12 protein-coding genes are annotated in these 12,427 nt (G+C 62.2%); 8 read left to right on the top strand and 4 right to left on the bottom strand.

The window, feature by feature from the left end; all coding sequences use genetic code 11:
* The 7 genes from ABW043_RS21955 to ABW043_RS21925 all read left to right on the top strand — a co-directional run.
* Positions 1-384 (top strand): DnaB-like helicase C-terminal domain-containing protein (locus tag ABW043_RS21955; RefSeq protein WP_353923324.1); only part of this gene is annotated, 384 nt, incomplete at its 5' end.
* Positions 385-386: 2 nt separating this feature from the next.
* Positions 387-1,514 carry an alanine racemase gene (alr, locus tag ABW043_RS21950; RefSeq protein WP_353923323.1) on the top strand — a complete coding sequence of 376 codons (1,128 nt, stop codon included), beginning with the start codon at positions 387-389 and terminating at the stop codon, positions 1,512-1,514.
* A gap of 74 nt (positions 1,515-1,588) precedes the next feature.
* Positions 1,589-2,143, top strand: coding sequence for a DUF1697 domain-containing protein (locus ABW043_RS21945; protein WP_353923322.1), 555 nt, complete (start codon positions 1,589-1,591; stop codon positions 2,141-2,143).
* The gene (radA, locus tag ABW043_RS21940) at positions 2,143-3,543 is read left to right on the top strand and encodes a DNA repair protein RadA (RefSeq protein WP_353923321.1); all 1,401 of its coding nucleotides are present in this window, start codon (positions 2,143-2,145) and stop codon (positions 3,541-3,543) included. The genes ABW043_RS21945 and radA overlap by 1 nt, the downstream gene beginning before the upstream one ends.
* 115 nt (positions 3,544-3,658) lie before the next feature.
* Positions 3,659-4,294 (top strand): CvpA family protein, encoded by a 636-nt coding sequence (locus ABW043_RS21935; protein ID WP_353923320.1) that lies wholly within the window; start codon positions 3,659-3,661, stop codon positions 4,292-4,294.
* A gap of 141 nt (positions 4,295-4,435) precedes the next feature.
* A complete protein-coding gene (gene purF / locus ABW043_RS21930) occupies positions 4,436-5,941 on the top strand; it encodes an amidophosphoribosyltransferase (RefSeq protein ID WP_502908697.1) in 1,506 nt (501 codons plus the stop codon).
* A complete protein-coding gene (locus tag ABW043_RS21925; RefSeq protein WP_353923318.1) occupies positions 5,941-6,675 on the top strand; it encodes an SDR family NAD(P)-dependent oxidoreductase in 735 nt (244 codons plus the stop codon). Before purF ends, ABW043_RS21925 begins: the two co-directional genes overlap by 1 nt.
* An 87-nt stretch (positions 6,676-6,762) precedes the next feature.
* On the opposite strand, the gene ABW043_RS21920 is transcribed toward ABW043_RS21925, so the two are convergent.
* The 3 genes from ABW043_RS21920 to ABW043_RS21910 all read right to left on the bottom strand — a co-directional run bounded on the left by ABW043_RS21920 (position 6,763) and on the right by ABW043_RS21910 (position 10,503).
* Positions 6,763-8,040 (bottom strand): hemolysin family protein, encoded by a 1,278-nt coding sequence (locus ABW043_RS21920; RefSeq protein WP_353923325.1) that lies wholly within the window; start codon positions 8,038-8,040, stop codon positions 6,763-6,765.
* A 230-nt stretch (positions 8,041-8,270) separates the two neighbouring features.
* Entirely contained in the window at positions 8,271-9,725 is a 1,455-nt protein-coding gene (der, locus tag ABW043_RS21915) for a ribosome biogenesis GTPase Der (protein WP_353923317.1), read from the bottom strand.
* A gap of 25 nt (positions 9,726-9,750) precedes the next feature.
* On the bottom strand, positions 9,751-10,503 hold the full coding sequence (locus tag ABW043_RS21910) for a tetratricopeptide repeat protein (RefSeq protein ID WP_353923316.1): 753 nt from the start codon (positions 10,501-10,503) through the stop codon (positions 9,751-9,753).
* A 161-nt stretch (positions 10,504-10,664) separates the two neighbouring features.
* Between ABW043_RS21910 and ABW043_RS21905 the strand changes: the two genes are divergently transcribed.
* On the top strand, positions 10,665-11,822 hold the full coding sequence (locus ABW043_RS21905) for an acyltransferase family protein (RefSeq protein ID WP_353923315.1): 1,158 nt from the start codon (positions 10,665-10,667) through the stop codon (positions 11,820-11,822).
* Here ABW043_RS21905 and ABW043_RS21900 read toward each other — a convergent pair whose 3' ends face one another.
* Positions 11,823-12,272 carry a 2'-5' RNA ligase family protein gene (locus ABW043_RS21900; protein ID WP_353923314.1) on the bottom strand — a complete coding sequence of 150 codons (450 nt, stop codon included), beginning with the start codon at positions 12,270-12,272 and terminating at the stop codon, positions 11,823-11,825.
* Positions 12,273-12,427: the final 155 nt, after the last annotated feature.

Raw genomic sequence — 12,427 nt, 5'->3', positions numbered from 1 at the left:
ACCACGACGCTGAAGGCGCTGGCCAAGGAGCTGGAAGTGCCTGTTATCGCGCTGTCCCAGCTCTCCCGTCAGGTCGAGTCGCGCGACGACAAGCATCCTCAGCTAGCGGATTTGCGCGAATCGGGTTCTATCGAGCAGGACGCTGACGTGGTGCTTTTCGTTTATCGCGAAGAGTACTATCTCAAGAACAAGGAACCCAAAGAGGGCACGCCAGAGCACATCACCTGGCAAGGGGAAATGGAACAGGTGCACGGCAAGGCGGAAGTCATCATTGCCAAGCAGCGCCATGGCCCTACCGGAACCGTGCAGTTGAGCTTTGAGGCTCAGTTCACACGCTTCGGTAACCTCGCACGGGCAGACTATCTGCCTGAACGCATGGAATAGGTATGAAGCTGACCTCGGGCCTCGGGAGCCAACTGACTGTCGATCTCGGGGCACTTGCCCGAAACTGGAACGCCCTAGACAAGGTGAGCCAGGGCGCGCTGACGGCTGCGGTCGTCAAGGCTGACGCCTATGGCACCGGCATCGAAATGGCGGCGACGGCGCTCTACGCGGCTGGTGCGCGGTTCTTCTTCGTGGCGACGCCGGACGAAGGCATTGCCGTGCGCACGTCCCTGCCCAGCGCCCATATCTTCGTGCTCAACGGGCTCTATCCGGGCGCAGCCAATCTCTACATCCGGCAGAACCTGATGCCGGTCATTTCCTCGATGGACATGCTCGAAGAGTGGCTCGGCAAATGCGTCGAGCGCAACGAGGCCTATCCCAGCGCTTTCCACTTCGATACCGGCATGAACCGGCTGGGCTTCCGGCTCAATGAGGCGGTGATCGTGCGCGAGCGCATTGCGCGGCTGAGCTATGCTCCGCAGATGGTGATGAGCCATCTCGCCTGCGCCGATATTCCGAGCCACGAGAAAAATCGCACGCAACTGGCGCTGTTCGGTTCAGTGCTGAACCAGTTTCCGGGTATTCCCGCTTCGCTCGCCAATTCGGCCGGCCTGATGACCGGGCGTGATTATCACTTCCAGATGGTGCGGCCGGGCATCGCACTTTATGGCGGCCGTGCCGTTGTCGGACGCAAGAACCCGATGGCGACAGTGGTGACGCTGCACGCGCCGGTGCTTCAGGTTCGCGAAGCGCGGACCGGCGAAACGGTGGGCTATGGCGCCTCCTATTCCCTCTCGCGCGATAGCCGGCTGGCGGTGATCGGGCACGGCTATGCCGACGGCTTCCAGCGCGCCATGTCGGGAACCAATGCGCGGCCGGGCGCGAAAGTGTTCGTGCGCGGGAAACTGTGCCCGGTCATCGGCAAGATTTCGATGGACCAGAGCATTGTCGACATCACCGAACTTGGGCCCAACCTGCCCAAGCCCGGCGAGGGCGTCGAAATCTTCGGGCCCAATGTCAGTGTGGACGAACAGGCGGATGTGGCCGGCACGATCGGTTATGAGCTGCTTACGGCGCTGAAGGGCCGCTATACCCGCAACTATGTCGGCAATGGATATCTGCCGGAGTAGGCTTTGTTCCCCATTCGTTCTTGAATGGACCGAACAAAATTGCTAGCGTCGTCGCCAAGAGGGAATCGACCGGATTGGCGCTGAACCCAAGCACATATGTGATCCTGCTGCGCGCCATCGGGCCGGTGACGCACAAGCTCATGTCCATGGCGCAGTGGCGCGAGGCTTCCGAGGCGGCCGGCTTCGTCGCGCCGGAAACGCTGGTCAATACGGGCAATATGATTGCCGGGTTCGAGGGGACCGAGACGGCGGTCGTGACCACCACGGTTGGCGTATTGCGCCGCTTTGGGCTTGGGGAAAATGTCGTGCCAGTGGTGCGCAAGCCGGCCCTATTACAAAAGCTGATGCAGGCCGATCCGATCTCGGAGGCGGCGGCGGAAAGACCGAACCAGACCGGGGTCTATTTCTTTGCCAGCAAGAAGCCGGATTTCGGCTGGCTGAAGGGCCATGACGGACCAGAGACGGTGCATGTGGTGCATGACCACCTCGTCGTCGATTTCACCCGGGACGTAGCGCAGTCGGGAAAACTCATCCGGCTGATCGACAAGAATTGCGGGACCAACACGTCCCGGAACTGGAATAGCGTGCGGCGCATCGCCGAACGATGCGCAGCGCGAGAGAACGCATAGTGGCCAAGAACAAATCCAATTTCGTCTGCCAGTCCTGCGGCGCCGTAACGACCCGCTGGCAGGGGCGATGTGACGCCTGCGGCGAATGGAACACCATTGTCGAAGAACTGGTCGATAGCGGCATCGGCGCGGGGCCGAAGGCGGCAAAGTCTGGAGGCAGGCCGGCCAATCTCCAGCCGCTGTCGGGGGAAACCGAGAGCGCGGCGCGCGTCGTGACGGGAATCGCGGAACTTGATCGCGTGACCGGCGGCGGCTTTGTGAAGGGATCAGCGCTGCTGGTGGGTGGCGATCCGGGCATAGGCAAATCGACGCTGCTGCTGCAATCGGCGGCGGCGCTGGCCAACAAGGGCAAGCGCGTCATCTATGTTTCGGGTGAAGAAGCCGTGGCACAGGTGCGGCTGCGCGCGCAGCGATTGGGGCTCGGCGAGGCCGACGTGCTGCTGGCGGCGGAAACCAATGTCGAGATTATCCTGGCGACGCTCGAGAACGGGCCGCCACCGGATCTCGTCATCATCGATTCCATCCAGACGCTGTGGACCGACCGGGTGGAAAGCGCGCCGGGCACGGTGACGCAGGTGCGCACCTCGGCGCAGGCGCTGACGCGCTTTGCGAAAAAGTCCGGCGCGGCCGTGGTGCTTGTGGGGCACGTCACGAAAGACGGGCAGATCGCGGGGCCTCGCGTGGTCGAGCACATGGTCGACGCGGTGCTCTATTTCGAGGGGGATTCAAGCCACACGTTCCGAATCCTGCGCGGGGTGAAGAACCGCTATGGGGCGACCGACGAGATCGGCGTCTTTGCCATGACCGAGCGCGGGCTCGAACAGGTGGCCAATCCGTCGGCGCTGTTCCTCGACCAGCGTGACCAGGATGCGGCAGGTTCGGCGGTTTTTGCCGGCATGGAAGGCACGCGGCCTATCCTGATCGAAATTCAGGCTCTGGTGGCGCCCTCCCCGCTCGGCACACCGCGACGGGCTGTGGTGGGCTGGGATACCCAGCGCCTTTCTATGGTGCTTGCCGTGCTCGAGACGCGCTGCGGGGTGCGGATCGGCGCCAATGACATCTATCTCAATGTCGCCGGTGGGCTGAAAATCACCGAACCCGCGGCCGACCTCGCCGTCGCGGCCGCGCTGATTTCGTCGCTGACGGGTTCGCCCCTGCCCAAAGAGGCGGTCTATTTCGGCGAAATCTCGCTGGCGGGCGGGGTGCGGCCGGTGTCGCATGCCGGGCTGCGGCTGCGCGAGGCGCAAAAGCTGGGGTTCCAGTCGGTGGTTACCGGGCGCGTCAACAATGTGGACAAGACCAACGGCTTCGAGGTCACGGAGTTTTCGCAATTGTCGGAAATGGTTGGGCGAATTGCGGCCAATGGCAAGAAGCCAGTGGCCGAGCCGGAAGGCTGGTAAGTTAAGAATCTCTGAATGTTCGCGTTCCTCGCGCGCTCGTGGCCTTGGCAGGGGCGCGCAAAGTCGCTAATGGTCGCGGCAACAGGCCGACGGCAAGTGGAGCTAGCGAAAACATATGCTGACAGCGTTTGACGTTGGTGTGGGCGTATTGGTGTTGATCTCGGCCATTCTGGCAACGGCCAGGGGCCTGACGCGCGAAGTGCTGTCGCTGGCGACTTGGGCCGGCTCCGCCGCCATCGCCATCTACATGTACCTCTACCACCCCGATATCGCGCAGCAGTACATCGCTGAAGAAATCGTGGCCAATATCGCTACGGTCGTGGTCAGCTTCATCGTCTCGCTGATCGTGCTGCACCTGCTCACGATGCGTATTGCCGATTTTGTTGTCGACAGCCGCATCGGCCCGATCGACCGTACGCTGGGCTTCATTTTCGGTGTGCTGCGTGGCGTGCTGATCGCCATCGTCATCACGATTTTCGGCGTTTGGCTGCTCGGCACCAACCTGCCGGAATGGGCGCGTAATTCGCAGTCGCTGCCCTATCTCGACAATATGGGCAAGACCCTGATCTCCATGCTGCCCGAAGGGCTCGAGCAGCAGGTCAACGACATTCTGCAGGGCGGCGGCGCTGACCTTACTTCGGATCCGGAAGCCCCGGCGACCCCGCAGGAAACAGTGCCGCCTGTCGATCCGACGATCGATGGCACTGTGGACCCGACCGAAGCACCGGTCGACGGCCAGACCCAGACCTGATCCGGGACGGGCGCCCCGCGCCCGCCTCTGGCCTGACGCCCAATTCTGTCATTGGTCGCTGGCCGCAAAATGCGCTATTGGCGTGAACCAAGAGACCGGCTCGGCCGGCGCCTATCGCTTTGGCGATGGGTGAGCAGAACGATATGGAGAAGTTCGGTGACCCTCCCGAGCGACGACGATTTCGATCTTGAAGGCGACACGCTGCATGAAGAGTGCGGCGTGTTTGGCATTTTGGGGCATAGCGATGCTTCAACGCTGACCGCGCTTGGTCTTCATGCCCTGCAGCACCGCGGCCAGGAAGCAGCGGGGATCGTCAGCTTCGACGGGCGCCAATTCTACCAGGAAAAGCGCATGGGCCTGGTGGGCGACCACTATACCGACCCTGCCCTTCTGGCAAAATTGCCGGGCACCATGTCGATCGGCCACACGCGCTATTCGACAACCGGCGAAGTGGCGCTGCGCAATGTGCAGCCGCTGTTTGCCGAGCTTGAAGCCGGCGGCATCGCCATTGCCCACAACGGCAATTTCACCAACGGCCTGACGCTGCGCAAGCAGATCATCGCGACAGGCGCCATCTGCCAGTCGACCTCAGACACCGAAGTCGTGCTGCACCTCATTGCCCGCTCGCGCCACTCTTCCACCACCGACCGCTTCATCGATGCGATCCGGCAGATGGAAGGCGGCTATGCCATGCTGGCGCTGACGCGCACCAAGCTGATCGCGGCGCGCGATCCCGTGGGTATTCGCCCCCTGGTGATGGGCGAGCTCGATGGCAAGCCGATCTTCTGTTCGGAAACCTGTGCGCTCGATATCATTGGCGCCAAGTACATTCGCGACGTCGAAAACGGCGAAGTCATCATCTGCGAAATCCAGCCGGACGGCTCGATCTCGATCGAAGAGCGCAAGCAGGCCCGCAAGGCGCCGGAACGTCCGTGCCTCTTCGAATATGTCTATTTTGCCCGTCCCGATTCCATGGTTTCGGGCCGCAGCGTCTATAAGGCGCGCAAGCATGCCGGGATGAACCTCGCCAAGGAAGCTCCGGTTGAGGCTGACGTCGTGGTGCCGGTTCCCGATGGCGGCACGCCGGCGGCGATCGGCTATGCGCAGCAGAGCGGCATTCCGTTCGAGCTGGGCATTATCCGCAACCACTATGTGGGCCGCACCTTCATCGAGCCGACCCAGCAGATTCGCGCTTTCGGCGTGCGCCTGAAGCACTCGGCCAATCGGGCCGAGATTGCCGGCAAGCGCGTAGTGCTGATCGATGATTCCATCGTGCGCGGCACGACGTCGGTGAAGATCGTGCAGATGATCCGCGATGCCGGGGCGACGGAAGTGCATATCCGTGTCGCGAGCCCGATGATCTTCCATTCGGACTATTATGGCATCGATACGCCCGATCCGGACAAGCTGCTCGCGAACCAGTATCACGACCTCGAATCCATGTGCCGGTTCATCGGGGCGGACTCGCTGGCCTTCCTCAGCATCGATGGGCTTTACGAGGCCGTCGGTGGGGAGAAGCGCAATAATGCAGCGCCGCAGTTCACCGATCATTATTTCACGGGCGACTACCCTACCCTTCTCACCGACCTCAATGGTCGCTCCAACAACGATCCCAAGCAGGTTTCGCTGCTCAAGGAAGCGGGTTAATGACTGACAATACCGAACTGACCGGCAAGGTTGTGCTGGTCACCGGCGCCTCGCGTGGCATCGGCTATGCGGCGGCCGTCGAGGCGGCACGCCGTGGCGCCCACGTGATCGCCGTGGCGCGTACCGTGGGCGGCCTTGAAGAACTCGACGACGCTATTCAGGAAGTGGGCGGCTCTTCGACGCTGGTGCCGTTCGACCTGCGCGATGGCGATGCCATTGACCGCCTGGGTGCGGCCATATTCGAGCGTTGGGGGCATCTCGATGGCCTGGTAGCCAATGCGGGCCTGCTTGGCACGCTCAGCCCGGTGCCGCATCTGAAGCCCGATGAATTCGACAAGGTCTTTGCGATCAACGTCACGGCCAATTATCGGCTGCTGCGCTCGCTCGACCTGCTGCTGCGCCAATCGGCGGCGGGGCGCGCGGTATTCGTGTCGTCCGGCGCTGCCCGCTCGGCCCGGCCGTTCTGGGGCCTTTATGCCGCCAGCAAGGCCGCGCTCGATGCGATGGTCAAATCCTATGCCGGCGAGATGAATACGACCAATGTGAAGACCAATGTCTTCTATCCCGGCGCCGTGCGCACGGCGATGCGGGCCAAGGCCATGCCGGGCGAAGACCCGAACACCCTGCCCCAGCCATCCGACATTGCGCCGAAGCTGGTGGATTTGCTGAGCGCCGAGGTGACCGAGAATGGCCGGCTGTTCGACGTGACCAAGGGTGTGTTCGAAGACCTCTGAGGTCTACTGACCCACCGGTCGCCATGATCGGATGATCCACGATACAAAGAAAAAGGCCCCGGATTTCTCCGGGGCCTTTTCTATTTGTTAAACGCCTTCGCTCGGCTGCAGTGGCGAAACCAGCACCTTGTCGATGCGGCGGCCATCGAGATCCACGACCTCGAAATGCCAACCATCGCGCTCGAAGGTTTCCCCCGTTGCCGGCAGGCGGTTGAGCACCGAGAGGATGTAACCGGCTACGGTTTCGTAGCGGGCATCCTTGGGCACCGAGATCTTGAAGCGCTCGGAGAAGTCGTCCACCGGCATCCAGCCAGCGACGAGCCAGGAGCCATCCTGACGCTGCACGATGGTCGGGTCATCGCCCGGCTCTTCGTTGTAAACGCCGGTGATGACTTCGAGCACGTCGCCAAAGGTGACGATGCCTTCAAAGTGGCCGTACTCGTCGACCACCAGAACCATCTTCACGCTCGACTGGCGAATGGCCTCCACCACGTCGAGAGCGTCGGCATGTTCCATGACGACCGGGAGCGGCTTGACCAGCCTGCGCAGGTCCGGCTGCTGGCCGGTTGCGAGGGCGGGCAGGAGATCGGCGAGGATCAGGACGCCGAGGATGGAGTCGGCATTGCCTTCCTGCACCAGAACCTGGGAGTGCGAGGTGCCGAGGATGATCTTGAGATTGTCCTCAAAGCTGTCTTCGACGTCGATGGAAACAACATCGAGACGCGGGGTCATGAGGCCGCGTGCCGAACGGTCGGCGAGGCGCATGACACCCGAGATCATCGAGTGTTCTTCGGTTTCAAAGACACCCGCCGAGGTTGCTTCGGCGATGATGGTGCGGACTTCTTCTTCCGTCACCTGCTCTTCGCTCTGGCCGCTCTGGCCGAGGAGGCGCAGCACCAGCTTACCCGACACGTCGAGCAGCCAGACGATGGGCGAGCCGACGAGCGCGATGATGGCCATGGGCTGGGCCACATAGGAGGCCACCATTTCAGGATTGCGCAGGGCGATCTGCTTGGGGACCAACTCGCCCAGAATGAGCGAGCCATAGGTGATGACGACGACGACGAGACCGACGCCGCCGACATCGGCGATATTGGCGGGCACGCCAACCTGGGCGAGCCAGACACTCAGACGTGCGCCGAGCGTGGCACCGGAGAAGGCACCCGAGAGGATGCCGACGAGGGTGATACCGATCTGTACGGAGGAAAGAAACTTGCCGGGATCGTCGGCCAATCTTATGGCCGTGGCTGCTCCCTTGTTTCCTTGGTCAGCCATGACCTTGAGACGAGCGGAGCGGGACGAAACAACGGCCAGTTCGGACATTGCCAAGGCGCCGTTCACGAGAATCAGAACGACGACGATGATGATTTCTGTAAGCAACAAAGTGCAAAGTTGACACGCCGCTACCAATGGCGGGGTGCTACGACGCGCGCACTATAGGGCAAGGCTGCCCGATGTGAATAGGCCAATGGACTGAAATGACGGGACGAAAATTTGTCCCCAGCCCCTTGTCATTTTCGCGACTGAATGAAAATTGCCCGGACAAACCGGGCAATAACGACTTCATGGACGTGAAGCGCAGAGGCGACCTGCCTCTATTTTTTCTTGTCGGCGTAGGGATTTTTTCCGCCGCGGAGCCAGAGACGGATCGGCGTGCCGGGCATGTCGAAACTCTCGCGCAGCCCGTTGACCAGGTAGCGCTGATAGGACATCGGCACCACTTCCGGGCGCGAAGCGAAGACGATGAAGCTCGGCGGCCTGGTCTTGGCCTGCGTCATGTAGCGCATCTTGAGGCGACGGCCGGAGACGGCGGGAGCCGGGTGGCTCTCGGTCATGGCGGCCAGCCAGCGATTGAGCTTGGCGGTCGAGATATGGGAATTCCAGGTGCGTTCGACCTGGTAGATCGCCTGCATCAGCTTGTCGATATTGCGCCCCGTAAGGCCCGACAGCGTGACCAGCGGAATGCCGCGCACCTGCGGCAAGAGGCGTTCGCACTCCTCGCGCAGCTCGGCGAGCTTGGCGTTCTTGTCCTCGATCAGGTCCCACTTGTTGAGAGCGATGACCATGGCGCGGCCTTCGCGCTCGACGAGATCGGCGAGAGCCAGATCCTGCTTTTCGAAGGGAATGGTCGCATCGAGCAGCAGCACGACGACTTCGGCATACTGGATCGAACGGAGGCTGTCGCCGACGGCCAGCTTTTCGAGCTTTTCGTTGACGCGCGAGCGGCGACGGATGCCGGCGGTGTCGACGAGATTGATGACGCGGCCTTCCCATTCCCACGGAACGAGAATGGAATCGCGGGTGATGCCGGCTTCGGGGCCGACGAGAACGCGATCTGTGCCGACCATGCGATTGACCAGCGTCGACTTACCGGCATTGGGGCGGCCGACAATGGCGACGTTGAGGTAGCGGCGCGGGTTCCAGCGCAGCGTCGCCTCGTCGCCCTCGCCTTCGAGCATGTCGGGCGTGATATCGACGTCGACTTCGGGCAGTTCATCGAGATCGCCTGACGCTTCTGCGCCGGAGGCGGCCTCAGCCGCCTTCTTCTCTTCGGCCACGTCGATGGCGGCGGAGACGATGGAATAGAGCTCGGAGAGACCGAGACCGTGTTCGGCCGACAGCGCGATGGGTTCGCCAAAGCCGAGCTTGAAGGCTTCCACGAGGCCATGCTCGGCCGATTTGCTTTCAGCCTTGTTGCCGACGAGGTGGACGTCCTTGCCGGCCTTGCGCAGAACCTGGGCAAAGCGCTGATCGAGCGGGACGACGCCGGCGCGAGCGTCGATCATGAACAGGATCACGTCGGCTTCGCGGATCGCCATTTCGGTCTGCTGGCGCATGCGGTCTTCGAGGCTGCCGTCGGTGACGTCCTCATAGCCCGCCGTGTCGAGCACGCGGAAGCTGAGGTCGGCAATGTGACCCTCCGCCTCGCGGCGGTCGCGCGTTACGCCCGGCGTATCATCGACGAGCGCGATCTTGCGGCCGACGAGACGGTTGAAAAGGGTCGACTTGCCAACATTGGGGCGACCGACAATGGCTACTGTGACCGTCATGGTCGCTCCCTAGCTGGTTCTATGTTTACTGCGCGGCAGGCGCTGGCGTCGCCTCGTCGCCATCAATGATGGTGTCGATGGCGTCGGCGGCGACTTCGGCGTCAGAAGCGGTTTCTTCGGCGATGAGGCCAGCCGAGGTCATCTGGGCGATGTAGTAGGCGACGCGATTGCGAATGCCTTCCTGGGCCAGCGGATCGTTGAGCACGGCTTCGAAGGTGGCCTTGGCGGCCGTGGCATCGCCGGCCTTGAACTGGGCGAGGCCGATGAGTTCGCGGGCGACGCGGCGCATCGGATTGTCGTCCGTGGCGATGGTGCCGACGCGGGCCTCGACATCGGCCAGGGTGCCGGTATCGACCAGCAGGGTCGCAGCCTGCAGCAGGGCCAGTTCGCGCAGGCGCACGTTCGACTGGGCATTGGCCAGCGAGTCATAGGCAGCAACGGCGCCGGCGGTATCGCCCGACTTGGCGAGCAGCGAGGCCTTGGCGAATTCGGCAAGCACCGGATAGCCGCCCGAACCGTTGGCGGCGAGCGTGTCGAGCTCGGCCTGGGCGGCGGTCAGGTCGTCCTTGTCGGCGCTGGCGAGGGCCGTATAAAGCTCCTCGGACGAGCGGGCCGACTGGCTGTTGGTGTACCAGGACCAGCCTTCGTTGACCGCGACGACGGCAACAATGGCCACGGCCGCACCGATGACGAAAGGCGCAATACGGCGCCAAAGCGCCCGCATGCGATCGGAGCGGAGCTCCTCGTCAACTTCACGGAAAATATTGTCCTCGGCCATGGCGGTCTCTGGGTCTCAAGCAAATCCGGGGCACGTTTATCACGCTGCCCCCGGAATGCAAATTGCACGGCGCAAAACCGAGGTTATTAACCGCTCCCATGGCATTAATGTCTGTATGTGCCGCGCTCGGGCTAGATTGCGGCCGTGGCAGAGACCTCCGAATGAGTGCCAGGCGCGACCAGACCATCGACATGTTTCGCGGGATCGCCATCCTGCTCGTCGTGCTGTTCCATTTTACCGCCCGCCTGCCCGCCTATGCGCTCAACATCACAGAAGGCGCGCCCTGGCCGGTATTTTTCGGTTGGGTCGGGGTCTATTTCTTCTTCATCATCTCGGGCTACTGCATTTTCATGACGCTGGAGCGCTCGGCGACGGTTGGCGTTTTCCTCGCGCGGCGCATTTCGCGGATCTATCCCGCCTTCGTCGCGGCCGTATTGATCCTCTTCGTCTTCGGGCTCGTCGCCTATATCCCCTCGGTGCCGGAAGCGAAATTCCATGTGATCCCGCCGAACCTGCTCGATGTGGTGATGAACCTGTTTTTCGTCGGCGAGATTGGCGAGTGGGTCGATGGTTCGTTCTGGTCTATTGCTGTCGAGGTGAAGTTCTATCTGCTGGTGGCGCTGCTGGCCGGCATTTTTCATGACCGGGAGCGGTTTACGCGCGTCTTTGCCTGGCTCGCCTTGATAATGGCGCCGATCTGGGCGGTGTCGACGTTGTTTTCCCATGTGGGCAGCGGGCCAATCACGCCCCAATCCATGCTGAAATTCCTCGCCATCGCGCCCTATCTCAGCTTTTTCGCCGTGGGCATCTTGGGGCGTCAATTTGAGGCAGGCACACCGGGCACGGGCAGGCTGCTGGCCGCCAATATCGTCGTTTCAACTGTGGTGGTCTGGATCGAAGCCTATTCGTTCGAGCTACATGATGGCTGGCTCACGGCAACGGTATGCGCGCTGGTCTACCTTGCCCTCGTTGCCCTCTTCGTGCGCTTCGTTCGGGGCACGCCCATGCCATCGGTGCCCGGGCTGTCATTCGGCATTGCCCAAGTTGGGCTTCTCAGCTTCTCCTGGTATCTCATTCACGAGAATGTCGGGATCAGCATGCTGACGACGCTCGACCTCTACATGCCGGCGCATGCCGCGCTTGTCGTGACAGTGGTTTCAACCTTTTTGCTGGCGATAGGCTTTGCCACGTTGTTCGAATGGCGGTTCAGGAAACCGGTGGAACGGCTGGCACTGGTGGTGCTCGACTGGATTGGCCAGCGCGTAAGCTGGCTGGCGCCGCTCCGTTCGGCCCCCATGGCGCAGCCGGCGGCGGAATAATCAGAATTTCAGCGGCCAGGACGCGATGTGTTCGAGGCGCCTTGCCCCGGTAATACTATGCACCAGCCAGAAGCGATCGGCACGGAAGCGGATCGGCTGAGACAGCCGTTTGGATTCGAACCGACCATGCTGATACCACACCGTGATGTGCGGCTCGAATTTCAGCGGGCCCACAGGCAGCCCATAGCGGGTCATCTCTTTGCGCAGATCACGATAAAGGTCTTCCGCGCCGCGCGGCGGGGTCGAGCATTTCAGAACGACAGCGAACTGACGCCGTCCGCTGTCGTCCTTGGGGCCGTTCCAGGCCTCCATCACATCGAAACAAAGATCAAACGAGGCACGGTGCATGGCCGCGCCGACCTCAATTGCGTCATCGAGTAATTCGGGCGCCGTAAGTTCACCGTCTGGCAAGCGATTGAGCGAAATGTGCAGCCGGTCGGCCGCGGTCACGCGCCTGACGCCACGCGGCCGTGCCCAGCGCTCCGCCCGATGCTCCAGCTCCTGCGCCAATTTTGGCGGCGGCAGGAGACAAAAGAAGGAGCGGTAATGCGACATCGCCCTTGGATGTGCGGGCTCAACATTCCCAAACATATCGCGCTCGATGT

Origin of the sequence: Devosia sp., from assembly GCF_040509215.1 — a bacterium.
In the GTDB taxonomy this organism is placed as follows: Bacteria; Pseudomonadota; Alphaproteobacteria; order Rhizobiales; family Devosiaceae; genus Devosia.
Note: the sequence above shows the minus strand (reverse complement) of the source record. Positions and strands in the feature narration are given on the sequence as shown.

Excerpts from the sequence above, each read along its gene's own strand:
- alr (WP_353923323.1), top strand. The coding sequence starts at position 387 with ATGAAGCTGACCTCGGGCCTCGGGAGCCAACTGACTGTCGATCTCGGG.
- ABW043_RS21935 (WP_353923320.1), top strand. The coding sequence starts at position 3,659 with ATGCTGACAGCGTTTGACGTTGGTGTGGGCGTATTGGTGTTGATCTCG.
- ABW043_RS21925 (WP_353923318.1), top strand. The coding sequence starts at position 5,941 with ATGACTGACAATACCGAACTGACCGGCAAGGTTGTGCTGGTCACCGGC.
- der (WP_353923317.1), bottom strand. The coding sequence starts at position 9,725 with ATGACGGTCACAGTAGCCATTGTCGGTCGCCCCAATGTTGGCAAGTCG.
- ABW043_RS21910 (WP_353923316.1), bottom strand. The coding sequence starts at position 10,503 with ATGGCCGAGGACAATATTTTCCGTGAAGTTGACGAGGAGCTCCGCTCC.
- ABW043_RS21905 (WP_353923315.1), top strand. The coding sequence starts at position 10,665 with ATGAGTGCCAGGCGCGACCAGACCATCGACATGTTTCGCGGGATCGCC.